At 68.9% G+C, this 25,078-nt stretch carries 16 protein-coding genes; 4 read left to right on the top strand and 12 right to left on the bottom strand.

The genetic code is table 11. The features are described 5' to 3' along the window. Nucleotides 1-76: 76 nt before the first annotated feature. The 8 genes from ACLKM7_RS05485 to ACLKM7_RS05520 form a co-directional block, all read right to left on the bottom strand. Nucleotides 77-676 (bottom strand): hypothetical protein, encoded by a 600-nt coding sequence (locus ACLKM7_RS05485; RefSeq protein ID WP_436446155.1) that lies wholly within the window; start codon nt 674-676, stop codon nt 77-79. A gap of 36 nt (nt 677-712) precedes the next feature. Beyond that, entirely contained in the window at nt 713-3,259 is a 2,547-nt protein-coding gene (locus tag ACLKM7_RS05490; protein ID WP_436446156.1) for a LuxR C-terminal-related transcriptional regulator, read from the bottom strand. A gap of 160 nt (nt 3,260-3,419) precedes the next feature. Then, nucleotides 3,420-9,122 carry a DUF7507 domain-containing protein gene (locus tag ACLKM7_RS05495; RefSeq protein WP_436446157.1) on the bottom strand — a complete coding sequence of 1,901 codons (5,703 nt, stop codon included), beginning with the start codon at nt 9,120-9,122 and terminating at the stop codon, nt 3,420-3,422. Between the two features lie 217 nt (nt 9,123-9,339). Then, nucleotides 9,340-9,816 (bottom strand): heat shock protein transcriptional repressor HspR, encoded by a 477-nt coding sequence (locus tag ACLKM7_RS05500; protein ID WP_436446158.1) that lies wholly within the window; start codon nt 9,814-9,816, stop codon nt 9,340-9,342. A gap of 65 nt (nt 9,817-9,881) precedes the next feature. Next, entirely contained in the window at nt 9,882-10,880 is a 999-nt protein-coding gene (locus ACLKM7_RS05505) for a DnaJ C-terminal domain-containing protein (protein ID WP_436446159.1), read from the bottom strand. 16 nt (nt 10,881-10,896) lie between these two features. Further along, on the bottom strand, nt 10,897-11,511 hold the full coding sequence (locus ACLKM7_RS05510; protein ID WP_436446160.1) for a nucleotide exchange factor GrpE: 615 nt from the start codon (nt 11,509-11,511) through the stop codon (nt 10,897-10,899). Between the two features lie 2 nt (nt 11,512-11,513). After that, nucleotides 11,514-13,388, bottom strand: a complete 1,875-nt coding sequence (dnaK, locus tag ACLKM7_RS05515) for a molecular chaperone DnaK (RefSeq protein ID WP_436446161.1) — start codon at nt 13,386-13,388, stop codon at nt 11,514-11,516. Between the two features lie 146 nt (nt 13,389-13,534). Beyond that, on the bottom strand, nt 13,535-14,746 hold the full coding sequence (locus ACLKM7_RS05520; protein WP_436446162.1) for an alpha/beta hydrolase family protein: 1,212 nt from the start codon (nt 14,744-14,746) through the stop codon (nt 13,535-13,537). Nucleotides 14,747-14,891: 145 nt separating this feature from the next. On the opposite strand from ACLKM7_RS05520, the gene ACLKM7_RS05525 reads away from it, so the two are divergent. Further along, nucleotides 14,892-16,646 (top strand): hypothetical protein, encoded by a 1,755-nt coding sequence (locus ACLKM7_RS05525; protein ID WP_436446163.1) that lies wholly within the window; start codon nt 14,892-14,894, stop codon nt 16,644-16,646. 75 nt (nt 16,647-16,721) lie between these two features. On the opposite strand, the gene ACLKM7_RS05530 is transcribed toward ACLKM7_RS05525, so the two are convergent. Together ACLKM7_RS05530 and ACLKM7_RS05535 are read right to left on the bottom strand one after the other, a co-directional pair. After that, nucleotides 16,722-17,387, bottom strand: coding sequence for a response regulator (locus ACLKM7_RS05530; RefSeq protein WP_436446164.1), 666 nt, complete (start codon nt 17,385-17,387; stop codon nt 16,722-16,724). Further along, nucleotides 17,357-19,111 (bottom strand): sensor histidine kinase, encoded by a 1,755-nt coding sequence (locus ACLKM7_RS05535; RefSeq protein ID WP_436446165.1) that lies wholly within the window; start codon nt 19,109-19,111, stop codon nt 17,357-17,359. The genes ACLKM7_RS05530 and ACLKM7_RS05535 overlap by 31 nt, the downstream gene beginning before the upstream one ends. A gap of 169 nt (nt 19,112-19,280) precedes the next feature. Between ACLKM7_RS05535 and ACLKM7_RS05540 the strand changes: the two genes are divergently transcribed. After that, complete coding sequence (locus tag ACLKM7_RS05540) at nt 19,281-20,660, top strand: MFS transporter (RefSeq protein ID WP_436446166.1); 1,380 nt, start codon at nt 19,281-19,283, stop codon at nt 20,658-20,660. Between the two features lie 92 nt (nt 20,661-20,752). Here the strand turns inward: ACLKM7_RS05540 and ACLKM7_RS05545 are convergent, their stop codons facing one another. Next, nucleotides 20,753-22,414: a BCCT family transporter gene (locus tag ACLKM7_RS05545; protein WP_436446463.1), complete on the bottom strand. Its 1,662-nt coding sequence runs from the start codon at nt 22,412-22,414 to the stop codon at nt 20,753-20,755. A 108-nt stretch (nt 22,415-22,522) separates the two neighbouring features. Beyond that, the gene (locus ACLKM7_RS05550) at nt 22,523-23,107 is read right to left on the bottom strand and encodes a MarR family winged helix-turn-helix transcriptional regulator (protein WP_436446167.1); all 585 of its coding nucleotides are present in this window, start codon (nt 23,105-23,107) and stop codon (nt 22,523-22,525) included. 115 nt (nt 23,108-23,222) lie between these two features. On the opposite strand from ACLKM7_RS05550, the gene ACLKM7_RS05555 reads away from it, so the two are divergent. Both ACLKM7_RS05555 and ACLKM7_RS05560 read left to right on the top strand, forming a co-directional pair. Continuing rightward, on the top strand, nt 23,223-23,993 hold the full coding sequence (locus ACLKM7_RS05555) for a MarR family winged helix-turn-helix transcriptional regulator (protein ID WP_436446168.1): 771 nt from the start codon (nt 23,223-23,225) through the stop codon (nt 23,991-23,993). A gap of 204 nt (nt 23,994-24,197) precedes the next feature. After that, entirely contained in the window at nt 24,198-24,932 is a 735-nt protein-coding gene (locus ACLKM7_RS05560) for a sirohydrochlorin chelatase (protein WP_436446169.1), read from the top strand. Nucleotides 24,933-25,078: the final 146 nt, after the last annotated feature.

Genomic DNA, 25,078 nt, shown 5'->3' on the forward strand with positions numbered 1-25,078 from the left:
TTTCAGCCAGTTCATCGCCGTGCGATCGCGGCTGCGGGCTCCCCACGCAACCCGCCCCGCCGCTGAGCTGACAGCTTCACTCGGGCGGGCGCATGCGCTCCACGGGTGGGGCGTGGCGCACCAGACCGCCGCGGGCGAGCGCGCGCGTCAGCGTGAACGCCACGAGCGCGGCGGCTGCCTCACCGAGGATCCGGCCGGCCACGGTGGCCGCCAGGATGGGCGGCACGAGGTGCTCGCTCGAGAAGACCGGCAGCGAGACGAGGAACAGGGCGATGCCTGCGGCGACGGCACCGATCATCACGCGCCAGAGCGGCATGGGTCCGTGTCCGCGACGCCGGAGCAGCGCGACGTCGAAGACGATCCCCGCCGTCAGCATCGGGACGGCCGCGAGCAGCCCGATCGGCGAGAACGCCGCCGTGAGCACGCCGGTGATCAGCGCCGTGATCGTCGCGGTCCCCGGAACACCCGTCACCAGCCGGGCCGTGAAGGGAAGGAGACTATGGATGCCGGCGACCACCGCGTACGCGGGCGGCGCTGCGACGGCCAGCGCGGTCGTGACCGGTACCACGGCGAAGAAGATCAGAGTCTGCAGCGCGGCGAATGCGGCACAGATCAGGATCGCGCGGGTCGGCACCCGTGGCCCTGTTCGCCGCCCCTCGGCTCTCGTTGTCGTCACACCCACGACCGTACGCCCACGGGGCGCTCCCCCAGGTCAACCGTGATCGAAGAGAAGGTGTCGTGACACAGCGGCCGCGACTGCCTCCTCGCGTCCTGCGACGCCGAGCTTGCGGTAGACGCTCTTGACCTGCGTCTTCACCGTGTTGGGAGAGACGCCGAGGTCGGTCGCGATCGCCGTCAGCGGTTTGCCCGAGGGAAGGGCGCGAAGCACGATCAGCTCCCGCTCCGTCAGCGCGGGCCGCGCGGTCGAGTGGGGCAGGGCGGATTCGACGGGCCCGATGGCGGAGAGGTCTCGGTCGTGCAGCAGCGCCCACACGGCCTGCCCGTCCATCGGGGGCAAGAGGGCCAACGGCAGCGTGAGCTCCCGATCGTCCAGCAGCGCGCCCAGCTGCCTCGCCTCCTGGTCGGCGGCCACATCGTTCCCCGTGCGGAGCAGGGCAGCCGCGCGCAGGGAGGAGGCCTCGGCACGGACCCTCGCGGTGGTCGGGCGGGTGAGGGACTGGCTGAGGATGCGGAGCGTGTCGCGCGGCCGGTCGTCCACCAGTGCGATCCGGGCTCGTTCGATCAGTGTCTCGGAGCGGTCTTCGGGTGCGTCCTTCTGGAGGACCGCCTTGGCGGCTTCGGTGTTTCCCTGAGCGAGATGGAGGATGGCACGGGGACGACTGAGCACCCGTCGCGCGCTCGTTCCGTGCCCCTCACGCCCGCGCAGCTGCACGAAGGACTCCAGGCGCGCCGACGCCATCGCCGGGCGGTCGAGCCGGAGCGAGACCAGCATCTCCACAACAGCCATCGTGAGCCAATGCTCGTTCGTCGCACGCTCCGCCTCGAACGCCGTGACCTGTTCAGCCGCCCGCTCGGTGTCACCGTCCTCCAGCGCCAGAAGCGCTTCGGCGACCCGATAGAACGTGCCCCGATAGCCGTCGAGAGACCGCGGCCCCCACCCGCCGTCGCGGATGAGTTGGACGTAGTGTCTCGCCTCGGGAAGGTCACCGTCCAGAGCGTGGATGCCGCTGAGCATGGCGAGATTGCTGAGCGCGTGCTCGTGGACTCCGGCCGCCGCGAGGGCGGCGCCGTAGGCGAAGCATTCGATCGCCTGCCGCTTGCTGCCGCCGTAGTAGAGCGAGATACCCAGCTGTGCGCACAGCAGCGGCACCTGCCCGGCATACGTCTCCTGCTGATCCTCCGGGGTATCGACCAGCAGGCGCAGCGCGCGCACCGCGACGGTGGCCGCACGCTCGTGCATGCCGAGGACGCGGAGCGCCACGCTCTCTGCAACCCAGATGAAGAGGCGGTCGGCCGTGTCGAGATCGGAGCGCTGCGAGTTCGCCGCCGAGACCGCGACGCGGAAGAGCTGCAGACCGCGGACGCGCCTCACGCGCACACCGTTGTAGCAGATCGCCAGGAGCATCACGAGAAGGGGCTCTTCACGCAGGCGTGCCAGCGGGATCGGTCCGAGGATGGCGCGCACGCCCATGCCATGGTTCAGCAGCTCGTACCACGACGCCATCACGACCCGACGAGCCAGCGGAAGATCGCCGCCGTCGACGGCGACTCGGAGCGCCACCATCGGCCTGCCGTGGGCGAGTGCCCACTCGGCATAGGTGCGCCGGAGCTCGGGAAGCTCGGTTCCATGACGCCGCTCCAGCTCGCGCCGCAGGAGCTGCCGCGCGAAAGGCGCGAATCGGAACATGCGCCCGGAGCCCTGCCCCGACCATGATCCGAAGCCGTAGGTCTCGGCGTCATCGAGGAAGCTCTCGACCCGGGCGTCTCCCGCGAGGTCGCGTGCGAGCGGCACGTCCACGGCATCGGCGAAGCTCACCTTGAGAAACGCCGAGATGAGTTCGGGATCGTACCCGGATCGCGCGATCCGGATCCTCATGTACTCGGCGACGGTCTCGATTGCGGCGTCGGCCAACGGCTCTTCGCTTCCGTGCGCACGATGTCGCGCCATGGCGTGGATGATCGCGGGGAAGCCGTTCGTCGCACTGAGGATCTTGCGTGCCAGCGCGGCGTCGACGTCGAGCGCGCGCCGGACCTCTTCCTCGTCGAACATCAGCTCGAGCGGCCCGATGACGGAGCGGTCCACCAGCAGCGCCATGCCGTCGGAGTCGAGCACGGTCTGGCGATTGGAGGCGGCGACTACACGAAGCCGCGGGATTGCGGCGACGGTCTCGCATAGTTCCGCGAGCGCGTTTCGCTCGAGGATCGCCGCGTCGTCGAGGACGATCGTCACCGGTTCTTCCAGGTCGGCGAGGACATTCCGCACCGCATGCCAGCCGGCTGGGATATCGAGATCGTGGTCATCGGCGCCGCCAAGACGTTGCAGGATCATGCCCGCCAGCCCCGCGCTGTCGGCTCGGTCGGTGGTTGCGGTGATCCACACGAGGCGCGATCCATCTTGAAGGCCCCGATGCGCCCACGCGCGGAGCACGACCGTCTTACCGGCGCCGCACGCGCCTCGCAGCACGGTGAGCGGCGCACCCTGATCCAGGAGTTCGAGCACTCTCGGCCGGGAGATGACGTCGCCGGGCACTCTCGGCACTCCGACATCGAGCCGCTGGGTCAGCCACACTTCGAACACATTCCTTCGTCAGGCCCCAGCCCAGCCATTCTGTCAGTCCCCAGACGCACGAGGCGCGCGCCGGGGTGCTCTGCATGTCCGGCCCCCACCGGATCGTCGCTGCGCCCCGCCTTCGCGAAGGCGGGGCACAGCGACCCGGCCCGATCCCAGGCGAATCAGGTCACCGGCTCACCCCGTCCGACGCCGTCGGGAGACGCCGACGGTGGTGAATCATCAACGCGGCCGCTCCGATCAGCAGCAGCAGTCCGGCGAGTCCCGCGCTGGTCCACGCGATCGTGCCACCGGTGACCGCCAGTCCTGGCGGCGGTGCGGGCACTTCGTGCTGGGTCAGGCAGACACCGTCGGGGTCGCAGATCGCCCGCTCGTCGGGGCTGGTCACCACGTTGCGCAGCTGCGCGGGCCCCGTCGCGGTCACGTGCACCGAGTACGTGACCGTCACGGTCTGGCCCACCGACAGGTCGCCGGTCCAGGTGAGCGTGCTGCCCGCGCGCGCGACCGTCCCGCTCGTCGCAGCGGCGTCGTCGTTCCATGTCGCGTCGTCGAGCACTCCGGACAGGTCGTCGGTGACGATCGCGTCGGTGACAGCGCCCTCGCCTCGCTGGGTGACGGTGACGGTGTAGGTCACGGTGTCACCCGCACGGACGGTGGTTCCCGATGCCGGATCCGCCGTCTTGGCGTAGACATAGCCGCCGGTCTTGTGGATCGTGCGGCACTCCTCGGTGCCGTCCTCCGCTGTGACGCACTCCCCCGCCGGCGAGGTCGTGGTGACCACGTTCGCCAGGGTGGTGTTGCCCGCTCCGGTCACGGTCACCGAATAGGTGATCGCCACCTCGTCGCCGGGGGCGAGATCGCCGCTCCACGACAGCGCGCTGCCGTCCACGACGGCTGTCCCGGAGGTTGCTGCGACGTCGCCGTTGTACGTGGCGTCATCGAGCACGTCCGTCAGGTCGTCGGCGACGGAGGCGGCAACCGCTGCCGGTCCGGTCTGCACCACGGTGAGGGTGTAGGTGATGATGTCGCCGGCCTGCACGTCGCTGTTGTGAATGGGGTCCGCCATCTTCGAGTACTCGAACCGGCCCGTCTCATGCGTCGTCTCGCACAGGGGATCCCCGCTGGAGTCGAGCTCGCACTCGCCGTTCTCACCCGGCGTCACCACGTTGGCGAGCGTCATGTCGCCGTCCCCGGTGACGGTCACCGAGTAGGTCACCGTCACGCTGCCGCCCACCGCGAGGTCACCGGCCCACTCCACGATCTCGGCATCCGGGTCGAAGGTCGCCGTTCCCGCCGTGGCGGCGAGGTCGTCGCTCCATGTCGCGTCGTCGAGCACGGCCGAGAGGTCGTCGTCGAACGACGCGTCGGTCACGGCCCCGGGCCCGTACTGCTCCACGGTCACCGTGTAGGTGATGGTGGAGCCCACGGCCACGTCCGTCCCGGATTCAGGGTCGGACGATTTGGCCACGGTGTACGCCCCCGTCTGGTGCGTCGTGGTGCAGGCGGCGGCATCGACACAGCCGTCGCTGGTCACGACGTTGGTCAGCGTCATGTCGCCCGCCCCGGTCACGGTGACCGAGTAGGTCACCGTGACCACGGCATCCACCGCGAGATCACCGCTCCACGTGACGGTCGGTTCCGTGTAATCCGCCGTCCCCGCGCTCTCGGCGAGGTCGTCGTTCCACGTCGCGTCATCCAGCACGGCGGTCAGATCATCGGTGAACGACGCATCCTCCACGGCCGCCTCACCCACCTGGCTGACGGTGACGGTGTACTCGACCGTGTCACCGATCTGCACATCCGAACCCGACACCGGGTCCGACGTCTTCACCGTCTCGTAGCGGCCGGTCTGATGCTCGGTCTCGCAGTCCGCGGCCGACTCGCAGCCCGGCGACTGCACCGTGTTGCCGATCAGCGTGTCACCGGCAGCGGTCACCGTCACCGAATACGTCACCGTCGCCACATCGCCAGGACCGAGGTCGCCCGTCCACGCGATCACGCCGTTCTCGTAAGTGAACGTGCCCGCCGAGGCCACGATGTCGTTGTTGAACGTCGCGTCATCCAGCACGTTGGCCAGATCGTCGTTGAAGAACTGACCCACCACACGGCCCAGACCCGACTGCGTCACGGTCACCGTGTACTCGATCACGTCGCCGATCTGCACATCGGAACCGGATGCCGGGTCACTGGTCTTCACGGTCGTGTACGAGGCCGTGTAGTGCTCGGTCTCACACACCTCCTGCGACACGCAGCCCTCGCTTGAGACCACGTTGTGCAAGTGGGTGTCGCCGTCCCCGGTGACCGTGACCGAGTAGGTGAGGGTCACCACCTCGCCCACCGCGAGATCACCCGACCACGACAGCATCTCCGTCGCGGCATCGAACGACAGCGTGCCGCCCGTCGCCGTCTCGTCCGAGTTCCACGTCGCATCGTCCAGCACGTCGCTCAGGTCATCCACCAGCGAGGCACCGAGGTACGTAGCCTCACCGTGTTGCGAGATGGTGAGGGTGTACTCGATCGAGTCACCCTCGTCGACATTCGACCCATCCACCGGATCCGACGTCTTCACCACCGAGTAGTCAGCGATCGTGTGCTCGACCGGGGGACATCCTGTCTCCGGGCAGCCCGGACTCGTCACCCCGTTCTCGAGGAAGTAGCTGCCGCCCTCGGCAAGAGCCGCGGAGTCCTTGATCGTCACGGTGTAGGACACCGTCGCCACTCCGTCGACGGGCACCGTGCCGTTCCACGACAGCACGCCATCCGTGATCGCCGCGGTACCGGTCGAGGCGGTCGGCCCGGACGTCAGGTCGGCGTCGTCGAGCACCTCGGACAGATCGTCGGAGAAGAGCGCCTGCGCGGGCGCTGCGCCCTCCTGAGTGACCGTCACCGTGTAGATGACCTCATCACCCGGGTGGAGCACCGTGCCCGACACCGGGTCCGACGACTTCGCGACGGAGTAGTTCACGACGTCGGCGCCTGCCGGATCACAGTTGATCGTCGGCGCCACGCCCGAGTCGGACGGGATCGCCGCCGACCCGCAGGCGGTGTTGACCACACTGCCGCCGCCGGTCATCGTGACGGTGAACTCGTGCGTCTCGGACGCTCCCGGTGCCAGCTCGTCCACCGTGAACGAGCCCTCCGGGAACAACGAGTCCGTGACCTCGAGGTCCGTCAGCGTGCCCTGACCGGTGTTCTCGATCACGATCCGGTACGGCACCTCGTCGCCGACCCGGTACGTCGGGTAGTCCTCGACCGTGTTGGCGTCGCGCCAGTTGCCCTCGGCATCCTGCACGTACTTCTTCAGCGTCGCCGAGTAGTAGTTCGCCACCGTCATCGACGCGGATGTGCGCATCACGAGTTCGGTGTGCTCTGCGCGCGCCTGTGCACGGTTCACGAGGGTGTCGCCACCCTCGACGCCGTCGGTGGCGACGTGGACCGTGAAGGCCTGCGTCGCACCGGCCGGGAGCTCGGGACCGATCACACGCACCGCTGTCGCATCCGGAGTGAAGGTCGTCGACCAGCCTGCCGTGCCGCCCGTGGGATCACCTGCCGCGCCGTTCGACGGATCGGCCGGGTCATCGGTGAGGGTGGCCGGGTCGGCCGTCGTGTAATAGACCGTGGCGCCTGCCGCGGCCTGCACCTCGGTGAGCTCATACGAGCCGGCGAAGCTCGTGCCGCGGCCGTCGCCGACGTACGGGAGGATGTCGATCGTGTCGGTGAACGCCTGCGGCAGCGGATCGAACGATCGCAGCGTCACCGTCCACGATCCCTCGCCCGCCCCGTCGCCCGCGAGGTTCGGGATGAACGGCGTGTCCGCAACCTTGGCGATACTCGTGTAGCCGTCGGTGCTGACTGTCACCTGCGCGGCGACAGGGGCCGTCACGACGCCACCGTATGCCGCGGTCGCGGTGTTGACGAGCGCCTGGCCGGGGGTCACGGATGCATCGGCGATCGCCTGATAGGTGAGCGCGTTCTGCGTGTTGGTCGCGACGCCGTTCAGGGTCCAGCTGAGCACCTGACGGCCCTGCAGGTCGGTCGTCACCGTCGGGGCGGGCGACGCCGAGCCGGGCACGTAGGTCATCCCGACCGGCAGGGTGTCGGCGATCTGATAGCCGTCAACGGTAGGCGGAACCTGTCCGGCGCCGTTGGCGGCGTAGGTGAGTGTGAAGGTCGCGGGGACACCCGGGGTCACGGCGCTGCGATCGACCGACTTCGCGATGGCCGGAGCCGCGTCGACGATCCGCAGGACGTCACGGAACCCCGTCGTGCACGGATACCGCCAGCCCGGTGTGTTGGTGATGCAGCCGGCGTAGTCGGGGCCGGTCCACGAGTTGGGGACCGGCGCGTCGTGGATGCCCGAGAAGAAGCTCCACACCTCAGTGCCCGCGGGCGTGCCCGGACGGATCCGCAGGTTGGCGACCGGCGTGATGCTGGGGTCATCGACGTGTGCCTCGGCCTGCCCCTGCGTCATGACGACGCGGACCGCCTTGACGTCGGCAAGATTCGCCGGCGGTGTCGTGCTCCACCCCGCCGAGGGGGCGCAGTCGAAGGCACTGGGGTTGTAGCCGGGGCTCGCCGGATCGAGGTTCGGGCTCGTTCCGGTGTAGTACTCGAAAGGCGCGCCGGGGACGCCACCGAGTGGAGTTCCCCAGTAGAAGGCCTCGAGAGTGACGTGGCGTGTGTCGAAAGGCGCGCACATGCCGACGAGCAGGCTGTCGTCTCGGTGGGCCCAGCGCTGCCACCCGGTATCGAGGTACTGCCCGACGAGAGTCCCGGCCGCGACGCGATAAGTGTCATCCCACGTCGTGCCGCCGCTGCCGGTGTAACCGCGGCCCCAGCCGGAGGAGTAGGTGCCCAGCGGCTGCCATGTCTTGGTCTCGCTGTTGTTGGACGGGTCGTCCTGCGCGGTCAGCCCGGTCACCGACGTGTACACGGGGGCGCTGGAGGTGACAGTCGTCGAACCGCCCGGGACGTTGAACGTCCGGACGAAGAGCGATCCGGATGCCAGCGCCACCTGGTCGGTCGGCAGCAGGTTGCCGGCGGAGTCCCGAGTCGGGATGTTCGCCGGGTCGTAGTCGATCCCGTTCAGTGTCATCTGGAACGTGTTCGGGCCCGTCTGCGCGACCGAGCAGCTTCCGACGAACGACGTCATGTGGGTGGACGGATGGCTGCCACCAGACCACGGGTGCCCATCGGATGCGATGTTCATGTCGTAGGGCGTGCATCCCTGTGGCGCGATCTGGATCGCCCCACCCTGGGGCGAGGCGATGGTCAGGTCATACGTGATCGTCTGGGGTCCCGCATCGCTGCCGAGCCCCTTGCTGAGGGTCCACTCGTAGCTCGTCTCGAAATAGTTCGCCCCGCTGGCGACATAGGCCGCGCCGGTTCCCCAGCGGATGTCCATCGAGAACTCGTTCGTGATCTCGATCGGATCCAGTGCCGCCGCCTGATCGCCGATCGTGCCGGCCGCCGATACCTGCGACCCGGTCGGGCCGTCCACGGTGATCGGCGCCTGAATGGCGACCGCGGTGCCCTCGGTCTGGGTGCCGAGGTTGCAGACCAGGGTGCGGCCGTCCGGCGAGATGGTCGACACGGGATCCACGCCCGTGGTCGCGCACATGTTCGGAATGGAGGCGAAGCGGCCGTTCTGCGCCACGAGCGTGGCGGTGACATTGTCGACGGGGTCGTTCACGGGTGCGGCCGCGTCATCGTTCAGATTCAGATGCCACAGCCCGGTCACGACGTCGCCGCTCTTGACCGACGCCGGAGTTCCGTCCACCCACCGTGCGGCGAGCTCGTAGACCGTCGCCGCCTGAGCGGCCGTTGCGGGCAGGAGAGCCATCATGAGCGCTGCGACGGTCGTCGTGACCACCGAGACGGATGAGATGCGGCGTCCTGCAGACCGTCGCTTGGATGTGGAACCGGCCGAGATTCTGGGCACGAAGAGACGACTCAAGATTTCCCCCCTGGGAACGTCACGAGTGCGACGCCGAGATGACGGCGCACTCTTGAATCGTTCCTACCGGGATTCTGAGAACCTTCTCACGAATTTCACCCGGTCCTTCACCCCATGGCGGCGCTGGGCCCGGTCACGCGGTGTCGTCGTCGTCCGCTTCGGCCTCAGGGGCCGCAGGGAGGGGGTGCCGCGGACGCCACACCACGAGCTCCGTGGCACGGCGCACACGAGTCCCGTGACGCAAGGTCACGACCGCCCCGGTCGATCCCGCCGCGAAGACGCGCGCCCCCGGGCGCTTCTCGAGCTCAGCGCGCACGCGCTCCTCGAGGTCGTGCACCCGCCCATGGAGTTCGCGCACGCGGTCCTCGAGCTCGAGGATGCGGGCGATGGCGGGGAGGCCGATGCCGTCGGCCGACATCCGAGCCACCTCGCGCAGCTGCGCGACATGGCGCAGCGAGTAGCGGCGAGAGCCGCCCTGCGTGCGCGCGGGGACGACGAGGCCCAGCCTGTCGTACTGCCGGAGGGTCTGCGGGTGCATGCCCGAGAGCTCGGCGGCGACCGCGATCGCGAAGATCGGGGTCTCGTCGTCGATCTCGTGCTGCTCGCCCATGGTCACCACCTCGCCTCCGGTCTATCGCGTCTCGTCTCGCTTCGCTCGCTCAACGAGCGGGCGTGTCAGCCCCTCGCCTTACTCATGAGGTCGGCACGCGGATTCTCCTTGGGCTCCAGGTCGTGGAAGCGCTGGAGCGCCTCCCGTGCAGCCTCGTCGAGGTGCGACGGCACCGCGACCTGCACCTCGGCCAGCAGATCTCCGGTGCCCTTCTGGGTCTGCACGCCACGGCCCTTGACACGCAGCACGCGCCCTGACGGCGTCCCCGGCGCCACCCGCAGCTTCACGGGGTCGCCGCCGAGGGTCGGCACCTCGATGGTGGCGCCCAGCGCGGCCTCGGTGAAGGTCACCGGGACCACGACCCGCAGGTTGAGCCCCTCACGCGTGAAGACCGGGTGGGGGCGCACTGCGACCTGCACGACGACGTCTCCGTTCTCGCCACCGTCCGGCGAGGGGCGGCCGCGGCCGCGCAGACGGATCTTCTGCCCGTCCGAGACGCCCGCAGGGATCTTGACTTTGAACGGCTTGCCGTCCTCGCCCTGCAGTGTGATCGTCTCGCCCTTGGTGGCAGTGATGAAGTCGATCGTGGTGCGCGCCGTGACGTCCGCGCCGCGGGTGGGACCGCCGTAGCCGCGGAACCCGCCCGTCGGCTGACCGAACCGGCCCGATCCGAAGCCGGCGCCGCCCTGCTGCTGGTTGAACATCGCGAAGATGTCGTCGAAGTCCTCGGCTGACTGGTAGCGCGCGCCGCGGCCCTGGTTGAACATGCTGAAGACGTCTTCGAAGCCGCCGGCGCCACCGGCGCCCCCGGCCGTGAAGCGCGCCCCCGAGCCCATCGCCCGGATCTGGTCGTACTCCTTGCGCTGCTCCGCGTCGGAGAGCACCGAGTACGCCTCGCTGATCTCCTTGAACTTGGCCTCGGCCGCAGCGTCACCCGGATTCGAATCGGGGTGGTACTTACGGGCGAGCTTGCGGTACGTCTTCTTCAGGTCGGCGTCGGAGACGTCCTTCGAGACGCCGAGCACCGAGTAGAAGTCCTTGTCGAACCAGTCCTGACTGGCCATGCATGTCCTCCCGGTGCTACTCGGCCGGCACGGCGACGACGACCTTCGCGGGCCGCAGTTCGACCGAGCCGAGACGGTAGCCGATCTCGACGACCTCGAGGATCGTCGGCTCGGTCACACCAGGAGTCGGCGCCTGGAAGATCGCCTCGTGCTGCTGCGGGTCGAACAGCTCGCCCGCGGCACCATAGGTGCGAAGTCCCATCTTCTCGGCGACGCCGCGCAGCTTCTCGGCGATCGCGGTGAAGGGCGAGCCCTCCTCGAGATCGCCGTGCTTCTCGGCACGGTCGAGGTCGTCCAGCACGGGCAGCAGCCCCTTCGCGACCGCACCCTGGGCGCGCTCGATCTCGAGCTCGCGCTGCTCCTCCGTACGGCGGCGGTAGTTGGCGTACTCGGCCTGCAGGCGCTTGAGGTCGTTCAGCAGCTGCGACTCGAGGTCGGCCAGTACGGCGTCCTCGGCCGCGGCGTCGGCGTTCTGCGACGCCCCGAGGATGTCGTCCACCGTGAGCTCTTCGCCCTCGGCGCCGCTGTCGCCGGCGTCCTCCTGGCCCTCCTGCGGGTCGGACCCGGAAGCCTGCGCTTCCGGGTCCTCGCCACCGGGGACCTCGTTCTCGTCGAAGTCCTTGTCGGCCATGGCTACTTCTTCTCGGTCTCGTCTTCGTCTTCGACGACCTCGGCGTCGACGACGTCCTCATCGGGGTTCGTCGGCTGCGAGCCGTCGGCCGATTCGTCGGCTGCGGCATCCGGCGCCGCCTGCGAGGCCTGACCGGCGGAGTAGATCGCCTCGCCGAGCTTGCCCTGGCTCTGGCTGAGCTTGTCGAACGCCGTCTTCACGGCCTCGTCGTCGTCACCCGCGAGCGCCGACTTGAGTGCGTCGACGTCGGCCTGGACCTCGGTCTTGACGTTCTCGGGAAGCTTGTCGTCGTTGTCCTTGATGAGCTTCTCGATCGAGTACGACAGGGTCTCGGCCTGGTTGCGCACCTCGGCGGCCTCGCGACGCTTCTTGTCGTCGGCGGCGTGCTCCTCAGCCTCACGCACCATGCGCTCGATGTCCTCCTTGGGCAGCGACGAGCCGCCGGTGATGGTCATCGACTGCTCCTTGCCGGTGCCCTTGTCCTTCGCCGAGACGTGGACGATGCCGTTCGCATCGATGTCGAAGGTGACCTCGACCTGCGGGATGCCGCGGGGCGCCGGGGCGATGCCGGTGAGCTCGAAGGTGCCCAGCGGCTTGTTGTCGCGGGTGAACTCGCGCTCGCCCTGGAAGACCTGGATCGCGACCGACGGCTGGTTGTCGTCGGCGGTCGTGAAGGTCTCGGAGCGCTTGGTCGGGATGGCGGTGTTGCGCTCGATGAGCTTGGTCATGATGCCACCCTTGGTCTCGATGCCGAGGCTCAGGGGGGTGACGTCGATGAGCAGCACGTCCTTGCGCTCGCCCTTGAGGACACCGGCTTGGAGGGCGGCGCCGACGGCGACGACCTCGTCCGGGTTGACGCCCTTGTTGGGCTCCTTACCGGCCTCGCGCTGCACCAGCTCCGACACCGCGGGCATGCGAGTCGAGCCGCCGACGAGGACGACGTGGTCGATGTCGGCCACCTTGATGCCGGCCTCGCGGATGACGTCCTCGAACGGCTTCTTGGTGCGGTCGAGCAGGTCCTTGGTGAGGTCCTCGAACTTGGCTCGCGTGATGGTCTCGCTCAGCGACACCGGGCCCGAGTCGGTCAGCGACAGGTACGGGAGGTTGACGCTCGTCGAGGTCGACGACGACAGCTCCTTCTTCGCCTGCTCGGCGGCCTCCTTGAGACGCTGCAGCGCGATCTTGTCGCCCGAGACGTCGACACCGGTGGTGTCCTTGAACTGCTTGATGAAGTAGTCGACCAGCCGCTGGTCCCAGTCGTCACCGCCGAGGCGGTTGTCACCGGCGGTGGAGCGCACCTGGATCGTCGAGAAGTCGTCGTCCTTGCCCACCTCGAGCAGCGAGACGTCGAAGGTTCCGCCACCGAGGTCGAAGACGAGGATGAGCTCGTCCTCCTTGCCCTTGTCGAGGCCGTACGCCAGAGCGGCGGCAGTGGGCTCGTTGATGATGCGCAGGACGTTCAGGCCCGCGATCTCACCGGCCTCCTTGGTGGCCTGACGCTCCGCGTCGTTGAAGTACGCGGGGACGGTGATGACGGCATCCGTCACCGTGTCACCGAGGTACTGCTCGGCGTCGCGCTTGAGCTTCTGGAGGATGCGCGCAGAGATCTCCTGCGGCGTCCACTTCTTGCCGTCGACGTCGAAGCCCCAGTCGGTGCCCATGTGGCGCTTGACCGACGAGACGGTGCGGTCGACGTTGGTGACGGCCTGGCGCTTGGCGGTCTCGCCGACGAGCACCTCGCCGTCCTTGGTGAACGCGACCACCGACGGGGTCGTGCGGAAGCCCTCGGCATTGGCGATGACCTTGGGCTCGCCACCCTCGAGGACGCTCACGACCGAGTTGGTCGTACCGAGGTCGATTCCAACAGCACGTGCCATGTGATTTCTCTCCTTCTCAGGGGCGAGACGGATGCCTCGGCCCAGGGTTTGCGGGAAGTCAGCTCGCGCTCACAAAGGTGAGCCGCGATGACTCAACCCTACTCTCGCCCCTGCGAAGGTGTCAAATGAACTTGATATGACTCGACTCAAGTTCGTGCGAACGTGTCATCCAGCCAGTCGAGCACCCGCCGGTTCAGCAACGAGCGGTTCATCATCTCGCAGTGACCGCCGGCGCCCTCTGCGGCGGTGAACGGCAGGACGGTGACGTCGCTCAGCGCCTCCGCGAAGGCCGGGACCCCGCCGGCGATCGGATCGTTCTCGGCATGGGTCAGCAGGACCGGGCAGCGGATGTCGCCGACACGCTCGATGCGATACTCCGCCGTGCGGGCGAGGAACGCCTTGAAATCGGCGACGCCGTTGACCCAGAAACCGCGTTGGATGATCGACCAATGCAGCTTGCGGTCCTGCTCGATCGCCTTCATGAGCCTGCCGACGGTGTCGTCGTCGAGCCCGGAGAGGTCTCTCGCCTCTTCCTCCGTCGCACCGAGTCGCCGGGCGAACACCGACAGCCCCGCCCCGAGGTCCTGCTGACCGGGGTCGGCGATGCACGCCGCGATCCTCGGGTCGCCCGAGGCCGCTCGCGGTGCGAGATACCCGCCGAGACTCCAGCCGCTGACCGCGATCCGTTCGGGGTCGACCAGCGGAGATGTGAGGGCGTGATCGATGACCGCCGAGACGACGACCTCCCAGTCCGGCCGCATCGGCACGCCCTGCTCGTAGAGCACGGCACCCTGACCCGGACCGTCGAAGAGCAGGCAGTGGTACCCGCGGCGGAGCGCAGCGACTGCCGAGGCGAAGTAGGAGTCGGTGACCGTCGCGTCGTAGCCGTTGACGAGGATCAGCAGCGGCCGCACCTCGGTCTCATGGCCGAACGCGGGGATGAGATACACCGGCACCTGCGCATCATCCACCGCCACGGAGGAGGGACGGATGCCTCGCAGGGCGAGACCGGTATCGAAAGCGTCGATCTGCCGGCGAAAGCCGTCGAGCAGCCGGGGGTCCACGGGCGTGCCGTACAGCGGGTGGTAGGAACTGGCGTAGAACGCACTCGCCCGCAGGTACAGGTCGGACGCCCCCGGGCGTCCGGCGGCTACCGCAGCATCGGCATCCGCTCTCACCCGATCCCCCGCCGCCACCCAGGCGTCGAAGAAGTCCCCGTCGTCGCCCTCGCCCACCGCCGCTGCGACGGCGGCGACTTCACCCCAGTCGCCGCCGCCGAACGGTGTGTACCCCAGCATCCACGTGCCGAACTCGTCGTGGAGCTCGTCGGCGAACAGTCTCCCCGGTGACATGCTCATGGACGAACGCTAGGGGCGGATCGTGCGTGTTGTCACGAAGATGGGCCGGATTGACGACCTGAGTCCACACGCGATCGCGCGTCAGGACCCGGGTGGCGACCTGAGTCGCTCGCGTGATCCCGCGGCCGGTTCCTAGCGTCGACACATGACTGATTCTCAAACCAGGCGTCCGCGCCGATGGTCCCGCGTCATGTCGGGTGCGATCGGCGCCTCTGTCGTGGCCACAAGCATCGTGGCCACGAGCATCGTGGTCGCCGTGCCGGCTTCGGCCATCGAGGGCGAGTACGCCACCGCGACGACCGTCGCGATCGCGGGCGACCTGCACCTGCAGTCCATTCGATACGGCTTCCGCGCGGACGACGCGCCCGTCAGCCCAGGCCCCCACGCCGAGCCCGGCCCCTCGAGCACATCGTCGTCCGCGACGTGGACGCTGGGCGGGCTCGGCTCGTCCGAGCTGCGCTCGCACATGATCGGCCGCATCGTCGACTTCGACAAGACGACGGACTATTGGGTCAGGGTCTCGACGCAGGTCACGAACATCGTGGGCACGTACACGAGCTCCTGCGAGGTGTTCCTCGGAGACCCCGAGGCGGGCGGCACCGTGCTCGATCAGGAGAGCGCCTCGCCCTACCGCTGCTTTTCGAGTCATCTCGATGATGTGTTCGCCGACGACCCCATCCGAGTGATCAACGAGACGTTCACGATCTCGTCACTGAACTGGGCGACGGCGCGCGGCGCGATCTCGCCGCAGGGCACCGTCATGCTCGGCGACGGACATCTCGAGTCACCGACCACCCGCTTCATCGTCGACGGGCGCTGGTTCCCTTCGGACCCGGCCGAGCAAGGGCCCTTCAACACGATCGAACCGGGCGCAACCCTCGATTGGGCTGCGTTCCGCCGCAACGGCGAGTCCGACGCCAACGCCTCGGGGTACTTCTCCTACCGCATCTACGACAGCGGCGTGCCGACCCGGTTCTGGGTGTCCGGGATGGCGTCGAACTGGCGCGGGGTCGAGTTCAACTGGGACTACACGTGCCAGATCTTCGACGGCGACCCGCTCCAGGGAGCGTCCGCGGTCACCGAGTCGCCCTACCTCTGCGACATGGCCACGACCACGGTGAACGGCAACGGCGACTACCGGGTCGACTTCACGATTCGCACGGCACCCATCCAGACGCTCGGGCCGCTGGAAGCACGCGACCTGATGTCGGAAGGATGCGGTGACCCCGCAGACGCCTGCTATTTCGTGCCTGCCACGAACGAGGCGTACCTCCCGCCGGGGACGCCGCTCGGACCCCCTTACGCCAACGCCGGCGATGAAGAGGCGGAGTACGAGTTCTACTACGCGACGGGTCGGTCGATCACGAACTCGATCGACGTCTCGATCAGCGCGCAGGCGAACGTGCTCGAGATCTTCAAGGCCACGATCAAGTTCGCGTACGGCTGGGAGGAGACGAACGAGGTCGACAAGAAGTGGATCGCCACCATGAAGGTGCCCGCGAAGGAGGAGGGCTGGTTCGAGTTCGCGCCCGCGTACCGCAGGATCAGCGGAGACTTCCTCTTCGAGGTCGACGGCACCTGGTACCGCGTCGCGAACGGCACGTTCACCGTGCCGGACAGCACGGTTCCCGGAACGCTGACCTCCCACACTCGTCCGATCGCCGGGTCTCCCGGAGGCGGCACCGGGGCCGAACCTCCCGTGACGCCGGCACCGGTCGACCCGGCGCTCGCAGGGCTCGATCCGAGCGGGGCGAAGAGCAGCGGGTCCGGGGTGCTTGCGACCACCGGCGGCGGCGATGTGTCGGGCTCGGTGTGGATCTCCGCCGCCGCGGTGCTCTCGGGAGCGCTGCTGCTGGTCTTCGCGCGTCTGACGCGGCGCACCGGCTCACGATCGCGCTGATCGTCGATCCGATGCAAGAGGCGTCCGCCGGCAGGCGGGCGCCTCTTTCGTGCGCGGTGCAGGAGAGCGGATGCCTCACTCGCGGTTCAGGTACCGGATGACCGCCTGCACCCGGCGGTGGGTGTCTGCGGCGAGCGGAAGCCCGAGCGCGTCGTAGATGCGCGATACGTGCTGCACGACGGCTTTCTCCGTGAGGAAGAGCTTGGCGGCGATGCTCGCGTTGCTGCGCCCCTCGGCGACGAGCGACAGCACCTCCTGCTGACGCGGGGTGAGACTGCTCACGGCCGCCTCGGAGTGACGCGCCTTGCCCAGCATCACCGACACGACGTCAGGATCCAGTGCCGTCCCCCCGTCGGCCACGCGGGCCAGGTCGGCGAGAAAGGTCTCGACGTCGGCGATGCGCTGCTTCAAGAGGTAGCCGACACGGCCTGTCCCCTCCGCCAGGAGGTCCTTGGCGTAGCGGCGCTGCACGTGCTGCGACAGGACCACCACGGCGATCCCTGGGTGCTCACGGCGGATGCGCAAGGCGGCGACCAGACCCTCGTCGGTGTGCGTGGGCGGCATCCGGATGTCGGTGACGACGAGTCCGGGGGCCTCGTCGGTCACGGCATCCCTCATCTCCTGCGCGTCCCCCACCGCGGCAACCACGTCGTAGCCCCCTTCCTGCAGAACGAGCTGGAGGCCTCGGCGGATCAGCGCCTCGTCCTCGGCTATGACGACGCGCACGGCAGTTCCGCCCATACGTGGGTCCCCTTTCCTCGTGGACTCGAAATCGACAGGCGGCCTCCGATGGCCTCGACGCGGTCGGCGAGGCCCCGCAGCCCGGTTCCGCCCTCGAGCGATGCTCCCCCGGCGCCGTCGTCCTCAACGTCGAGGCGCAGCCAGCCGTCGCGCTGCACCAGACGGACCCGCGCGACAGACGCTCCCGCGTGCTTGACCACGTTCGCGAGCGCTTCCGCGAGGACGAAGTACGTGGTCGTCTGCACGAGGTCGCCGATCGCGTCGCCCACGTGCGACTCGAACTCGGTCGAGATCGGCATCCGATCTGAGAGATCCTCCGCCGCCGCCGCCAGACCGCGCTCGATGAGCGCCGCCGGGACGAGATCGCGTACGAGGGTCCGGACCTCTGCGGCTGCCGCGTCGATGTCCTGACGAAGGCGCGTGGCGCGCGGACCGACCGTCGCCGGGGTCGCCGTCGCCATCTGCTGAGCCTCGAGCGCGAGGAGCACCAGCTTCACCTGCAGGCCGTCGTGAAGGTCGCGCGCGATGCGGCGACGCTCGAGATCCGCGGCCTCGACGATGCGTTCACGCGAGCGCACGAGCGCCCGCTGGCTCGCGAGGAGTTCGGTGGTGAGTCTCTGTCGCTCGGCCGCGAGCGCCACGATCCGTCCCGCCGTCTGCACGAGCTCCCGGTCGGTCACGAGCGCCGCGTCGTACTCGATGTGGCCGATCGTGCGGCCTTCCAGTTCGATCGGCTCGCTTCTGCGGTGCAAGGACTCGGGACGGGTGTCGGCATACGGTGCGAAGCGGTGCAGGGCGGACGGGTCCTCTGACGTCGCGCCGATGTACAGCCGCAGCGAAGGGTCGCCCAGCGTGCGGGCGAGCGCGGTGGTGAGGGAGTCCACGCCGGTGTCGGCGGCACCCAGCCAGGTCCCCAGCTCCTCCAGCTCGGCGGTGCGCGCGAACCCTCCGCGCAGCATGCCGAGGACGAAGGCGATCGGGATGCCTCCGATCGCCGCGAACTGCAGGAACGCGCGCACGTCCGGATCGATGTGGAACACGCGATCGAGCGCGATCGCGATCAGCGGCATGAAGAGCACGGTGAAGATGCCGTACGAGAAGAGCGGGATCAGAACACGCCGATGCGCGACATCCGCTCGGCGAAGCCGTCCCCACAGGACTCCGGCGATCAGCACGAGGATCGAGGTGCCGGCGATCGTCTGCAGCAGCCCGAGGAACGCCGCCGCCTCAGGAAGGTCCGCGATCGCGAAAGGCGGATAGGGGCCGTCCGGATTGAGCAGATACTTCGGCGCCTGCAGCACGAGTGCCGTCGCGTACACCGCCGCGACCAGCACGCGCGACGTGCGGTCGGGAAGCCGGCCGACCGGAAAAGCGAGCAGCAAGTGGGCCACGGCGGGAATGACGAGGGTGGCGCCGATCGCGCCGATGGCCTCCAGGAGGGGAACGCCGGTGTTGGCGATACTGCCGACATACACGGTCATGCCCGCCATGAGGATCAAGGCCCCCATCCCGTTGCTCGGGCGCCGCTTCCACGCGATGAGACCGGCCACGACGTAGATCACGAAGATGACCACCACGCTCCACAGCAGCACGCGGTCCGAGCGATCGAACGGGAACAGCGCGATCTCGGTGATCGTCAGCGCACCGCACACCATCGCAATGACCACAAGCGCGCGATCGAGCGAGTACGAGAGCGCTGAGCGCACGCGAGGGGCTGCAGGCATCGGGCCTCTCCGACAGACGACGTTGGCCCCATTCTGGCGTGCGGTCGGTCCGGCGCGCACGAGGACTCAGGTCGCCATTGCCTCCCCGCGGCCGGGTAGCCTGGCCGAGCGTCGCGATGGGGCGGCGCGCGCCACCGGCGGCACCCGCCGTTCACCGAAGGGTCATACCGTGACCGACATGAGTTCGCCCGAGTCTCGTCCGCCGGCCGACGCGCCCCGATTCTCGCCCGTGACGCCCACCGACGCACTGGCCGCCGCGATCGACCCGGCCGCACCGGCCAGCACGAGCCGGCGCGCGGTGCTGGCATGGGGTCTGTGGGACTGGGGATCCGCCGCGTTCAACGCCGTCGTGACCACCTTCGTGTTCACTGTGTACCTGACCAGTTCGAGCTTCGGGCCCGCCGGAGCCGTCGAGGCGCAGCTGGGATGGGCGCTCGCTGGCGCGGGCCTGCTCATCGCCCTGCTCGCTCCGATCACCGGGCAGCGCTCCGACACATCGGGCAGGCGCAAGCTGTGGCTCGCCGTCAACACCTACATCGTCGTCGGCCTGACCGCCGCGATGGTGTTCGTCGCCCCCGACCCCGGCTACCTGTGGCTCGGGCTGCTCCTGGTCGCGGCGGGAAACGTGTTCTTCGAGTTCGCCGGCGTCAACTACAACGCCATGCTGTCGCAGGTGTCGACACCGCGCTCGATCGGCCGGGTCAGCGGCTTCGGCTGGGGCATGGGATACGTCGGCGGCATCGTTCTGCTGCTCGTCGTGTACTTCGGCTTCATCCAGGGCCTGTTCGGCGTTCCCGAGGACGACGGGTGGCCGGTCCGACTCGCGATGGTCGTCTCCGCCTTGTGGTTCGGTCTGTTCGCCCTCCCGGTCCTGTTCACGGTGCCCGAGTATCGCGGTGCCGGAGTGAAGCGGGAGAAGGTCGGATTCTTCGCGTCCTATCGCCGTCTCGGCCGGGATATCGCACGACTGTGGCGCGAGAGCCGGCCCACGCTGTGGTTCCTGCTCGCCAGCGCCGTCTTCCGCGACGGGCTCGCGGGCGTCTTCACCTTCGGCGGCGTGCTCGCGGCATCCGTCTTCGGCTTCTCGGCAGGCGAGGTCATCATCTTCGCGATCGCCGCGAATGTGGTCGCCGGAGTATCGACGATCGCCGTCGGCGCCCTCGACGACAGGCTCGGAGCGAAGCCGGTGATCGTCGCGGCGCTCATCGGGCTCGTGATCTCGGGGCTGCTCGTCTTCTTCCTCCACGACGGCGGGCAGATCGTGTTCTGGACTGCCGGGCTTGCGCTCTGCCTCTTCGTCGGTCCCGCCCAGTCGGCGTCCCGCACGTTCCTCGCCCGCATCATCCCGCCGGGACGCGAGGGCGAGGTGTTCGGGCTGTACGCCACCACCGGCCGTGCCGTCTCGTTCCTCGCACCGACGATGTTCGCCCTGTTCGTCGCCATCTCCGGGGAGGCGTACTACGGCATCCTCGGGATCGTGCTGGTGCTGCTGGTCGGCTTGCTGCTGCTGCTGCCGGTGCGCGCATCTCAGGAGAAGCTGTCGGCCTGACCGCGCCGGCCACCACTTCAGGCGTCACGACACGCCGCGAGCCCCACGCCGAACCGACAGTTCACGACACCCGAGCCGAGCCGGGAGGTCGGTCAGCGCGGATGCCGCAGCCAGCGCGGCAGCTGCGGCCACTTCACGCCCCGCTGATCCGGCTCCTCGACCTCGAGCCCGTAGTAATCGCCGATGCGCTCCACGAATGCGTCGCGGCGCGCGTGCTCGTACGCGCGCCGCTCACGCCGGAACGCCACGACGGTCGACCAGCACATCAGCAGCATGACGACGCTGAACGGCAGTGCGATCGTGATCGCCGCCGTCTGCAGTGCGGTGAGTCCGCCGGTCAGCAGCAGCGCGGTCGCGAGCACCGCCGTCACGAGCGTGAAGAACGTTCGGACCCATTTCGCCGGCTCCTGATTGCCGCCGGTCGCGATCATGCCCATGACGAGCGCGCCGGAGTCGGACGAGGTGACGAAGAAGATCGCGATCAGGATGATCACTCCGATCGTCAGCACGGCGCTGCCCGGAAAGTGACTCAGCAGCTGGAAGATCGAGCCCTCGAGGTCGACCGTGCCATCGGGCAGCGTCATCGAACCGGGGTCGTTCAGCTCGAGGTACAGGGCCGAGCCGCCGAGCACCGCGAACCACAGGATGCCGAGCATCGTCGGCACGATGATGACGCCGAGGACGAACTCGCGAACGGTCCGCCCCCGTGAGATGCGTGCGATGAAGATGCCGACGAACGGTGACCACGAGATCCACCAGCCCCAGTAGAACGATGTCCACGCGGCCTGCCAGGCCTCGCCCTCGGCGCCTTGGAACGCACTCACCGTGAACGACAGGCCCACGTAGTTCTGGATGTAGCCACCGATCGACTGGACCCATTCGCGCAGCAGGAACTCGGTCTGGCCGAACACCAGGATGTACGCCAGCAGCAGGCCGGCCAGGATGAGGTTCGCCGACGAGAGCCACTTCATGCCCTTGGTGACGCCCGACAGCACCGACAGCAGCACGAAGAGCGTGATGACGCCGATGATGACGACCTGCATGCCCACGCTCGGTTCACCGAGCCCGGCCGATTCCAGTCCGGAGCTGATCTGCAGGACACCGAGGCCGAGCGACGTGGCCACGCCGAAGAGTGTGCCCGCGAGCGCAACGATGTCGATCGCATGGCCCCACGGACCCTCGACGCGCTTGCGCCCGAGGACGGGTTCGAGAGTCCACCGGATGGAGATCGGCCGGCCGCGACGGTGGATGGCGTAGGCCAGGCCCAGTCCGACCACGACGTAGATCGACCATGCCTGCACGCCCCAGTGCAGGTACGTCTGGGTCAGCGCCTGCTGCGCGAGCTGCTCGGGCGTGCCCTCGACGCCCGGCCGGGGGTCGACGAAGTGGCTCAGGGGTTCGCTGACCCCGTAGAAGACGAGGCCGATGCCCATGCCCGCCGCGAACAGCAGCGAGAACCATGCACCGACCGAGAACTCGGGCTTGTCGACGTCACGACCGAGCTTGATGTCGCCGAACCGCGAGAACCCCATGACGAGGGCGAAAGCCACGAAGAACGCCGCGATGAGGACGTAGTACCAGTTGAAGGCGTTGACGATCGTCGACTGGATCGCGGCGAACATCGCCTCCGCAGCCCGGGGCGCGAAGATCGCGAAGGCGCTGAACGCAAGCACGACGGCGGCCGCGGGCCAGAAGACCCAGCGCTGGATGCCGGGCCCCGGCGCAGGCTGCACCGCAGGACTGGCGGGCGGCAGTGCCGGGGCCACCGGTGTCGAGCCGGTGGTCTCGTGTGTCTCGGACGGAGGTGATTCGTCGTCGGTCACCCGTTCACGGTATCCAGCGAGCAACCCCGTCCATAGGGGCTACCGCTGCGGCCAGGAATCTGCAAGCTTCGTCAGCAACCTGGCCAGCTCCGCGCGCTCGTCGTCGGTGAACGCGGCGAGCGCCGCGTCGATCGCCTCGCGCCGCTCCCCCCGGAACCCGCGTACCAGGCGGGCCCCGGCATCCGTCAGTGCCACACGCGTGCGCCGCGCATCGTCGGGGTCCGCCTCGCGCCGCACCAGGTCGAGATCGACCGACTGCTGCACGAGTCGCGAGGCGCGCGGCTGGTCGACACCGACCGCTTCGGCGATCTCGCCCACCGAGAGGGGGTGGGATGCCGCCGCCAGCGCCTCGAGCAGCCTCATGCGTGCCGGGCCGCCGATGCGCGGGGCTCCCCAGGGCGGGCCGCCGTGCCCCCTGCCCCACGGCGGGACGCCCTGCCCCCCGCCGTGCGGACCATGACCGTGCGGACCGCCGTGGCGACCGGCTCCGTGGGGACCGCCGAACCCCGGGTCCACGGGCGGGATGACGCCTTCGCTCCACGGTGGCCGCGGCATCCGGCGCCCTCTCAAACGCGCCAGGGCGGCGGCGATGGCGTCGGCGGGGTCATCGGGGCGAGAGGGCATGGCTCCAATTTACATGCGAGTTGACATGCATCCAGATTCCATGTCACACTGCATGTACATGCACTTCGACATGTAACTCCGGCGGCCCTCCGCGCCGCCTCAGAAAGGACTTGTCATGAACACCGAGAACGAAGACAACGAGAACGACCACCTCCCCACCGACAAGCGACCGCTCGGCTACTGGCTGCGCGCCGTCGACGCACTGCTGACGCGAGAGTTCGCCCAGGCGCTCGATGCCGAGGGCATCTCGCGTCGCGAATGGATGATCCTCAACGTGCTCTCGGGCGACGTCGACGCCCCCGGGCTCAGCGAGCGCCTCGCCCGCAAGGGCAAGCGCCTGCGGACCCTCGAGGACCGCGGCTGGGTCGAAGAGGCCGGCGACGGCACCTGGACCTTGACCGAGGCCGGCCGCGCCGAGAAGGAGCGCATCGGCGGCATCGTCGACGGCATCCGCTCCCGCCTGGTCGACGCCGTCGGCGCCGACGCGTTCGCCACCACCATGAGCTCACTCGAGGCGATGGCCCGCGAGCTCGGCTGGGACGAGAACGAGGGCTTCGGCCACGGGTTCGGCCCCGGTCCCGGCTTCGGCCGCGGCTTCCCCGGCGGTCCGGGCTTCGGCCGGCCGTTCAACCCCGAGATCCGCTTCGGCTGGGGACCGAACCGCCACCGCGGCTTCGCCCCCGGTCGCCCGGGCCAGCCCGCCGAGCGCGGCGACGAGCCGTTCTCCGGGCATGCCCACGGTGACGGATGCCACGGCCACGGCCCCCACGGCGGTCACGGCTTCCCGCACCACCGCCACGACCGCGCCGAGCGCGACGCGCAGGGCGCGTACGAGCGCGGCTTCGACGCCGGGTTCGCTCGAGGCCGGGAGGCCGGCGCCGCCTGACCCGCGGCATCCGTCCCGTCCCTTCCCGGCCCGGGGCGACCGCCGGTTGGGGGTTGAGAAACCATATGGAGGTTGAGAAACCGCGTGATTCGCGGTTTCTCAACCTCCGCGTGGTTTCTCAACCTCAAACTCACCCGACACCGAGCCCGGGGAGCGGCGTGCGGGGAGCGGCGCGTAACGCGCGCGCCACACGAGGCGGGCACAATGGGGCGCGTGACTTCGACGCCCGCCCTCCTTGCCATCTCGCACGGCACGTCATCCGCCGAAGGGCAGGCGGCGGTGTCGGCACTGGTGGATGCTGTCGCGCGGCGGCTGCCGGACGTCACGGTGCGACTGGGGCATGTGGATGTGCAGCAGCCTGATGTCGCGGCATCCCTCGACGCCCTGCCTTTGGGCCAGCCCGTTGTGATCGTGCCGCTGCTGCTGTCGGCGGGGTACCACGTGCGCGTCGACCTGAAGAAGCAGACCGCGGGGCGTGAAGGCGTCGCGATCGCGCCGGCGATGGGTCCGGATCCGCGGCTCGTCGACGCGTTGGTCGCCCGGCTCGAGCCCCTCGTGGTCGCACCCGATGACGCTGTCGTGCTTGCGGTCGCCGGTTCGAGCGACGACCGCGCGAACGAGGACTGCCGGGAAGTGGGACGGATGCTGGGCGCACGACTCGGCCGGCGGGTCGACGTCGGCTTCCTCGCGGCCGCCGACCCGAGGCTCGACGTCGCGGTCACCCAGGCAGCAGCCCAGGCAGAGCGGGTGGTCGTCGCGAACTATCTGCTGGCGCCCGGCTACTTCCACGACCTCGCGACCCGCCTCGCCGGCGGGGCGCCCGTCGCCCGGCCGCTGCTGGACGACGACGAACCCGCGGCAGGCCTGGTCGACCTCGTGATCGACCGGTATCGAGCGCTATCTGGAATCGCCCACCGGTTACGGAACAGTGTCGGCTGACGCGGCCACCCCCGGATTTCTCGGACGCCGTCCAGCAACCGCCGCTGGTCGCAACTGTGTGACGCCGCGTTACCTCGGTTAACGCACCTTGACACTCGGGTAGGTCAGACAGGTGGCCGCTTCTAGCCTCACGGAATGGACTCGAT

This window comes from Microbacterium sp. I2 (genome assembly GCF_051364985.1).
In the GTDB taxonomy this organism is placed as follows: Bacteria; Actinomycetota; Actinomycetes; order Actinomycetales; family Microbacteriaceae; genus Microbacterium.

Excerpts from the sequence above, each read along its gene's own strand:
- ACLKM7_RS05530 (WP_436446164.1), bottom strand. The coding sequence starts at position 17,387 with ATGGGCGGAACTGCCGTGCGCGTCGTCATAGCCGAGGACGAGGCGCTG.
- ACLKM7_RS05525 (WP_436446163.1), top strand. The coding sequence starts at position 14,892 with ATGACTGATTCTCAAACCAGGCGTCCGCGCCGATGGTCCCGCGTCATG.
- ACLKM7_RS05510 (WP_436446160.1), bottom strand. The coding sequence starts at position 11,511 with ATGGCCGACAAGGACTTCGACGAGAACGAGGTCCCCGGTGGCGAGGAC.
- ACLKM7_RS05520 (WP_436446162.1), bottom strand. The coding sequence starts at position 14,746 with ATGAGCATGTCACCGGGGAGACTGTTCGCCGACGAGCTCCACGACGAG.
- ACLKM7_RS05535 (WP_436446165.1), bottom strand. The coding sequence starts at position 19,111 with ATGCCTGCAGCCCCTCGCGTGCGCTCAGCGCTCTCGTACTCGCTCGAT.
- ACLKM7_RS05505 (WP_436446159.1), bottom strand. The coding sequence starts at position 10,880 with ATGGCCAGTCAGGACTGGTTCGACAAGGACTTCTACTCGGTGCTCGGC.
- ACLKM7_RS05500 (WP_436446158.1), bottom strand. The coding sequence starts at position 9,816 with ATGGGCGAGCAGCACGAGATCGACGACGAGACCCCGATCTTCGCGATC.
- ACLKM7_RS05555 (WP_436446168.1), top strand. The coding sequence starts at position 23,223 with ATGAACACCGAGAACGAAGACAACGAGAACGACCACCTCCCCACCGAC.
- dnaK (WP_436446161.1), bottom strand. The coding sequence starts at position 13,388 with ATGGCACGTGCTGTTGGAATCGACCTCGGTACGACCAACTCGGTCGTG.
- ACLKM7_RS05560 (WP_436446169.1), top strand. The coding sequence starts at position 24,198 with ATGGGGCGCGTGACTTCGACGCCCGCCCTCCTTGCCATCTCGCACGGC.
- ACLKM7_RS05550 (WP_436446167.1), bottom strand. The coding sequence starts at position 23,107 with ATGCCCTCTCGCCCCGATGACCCCGCCGACGCCATCGCCGCCGCCCTG.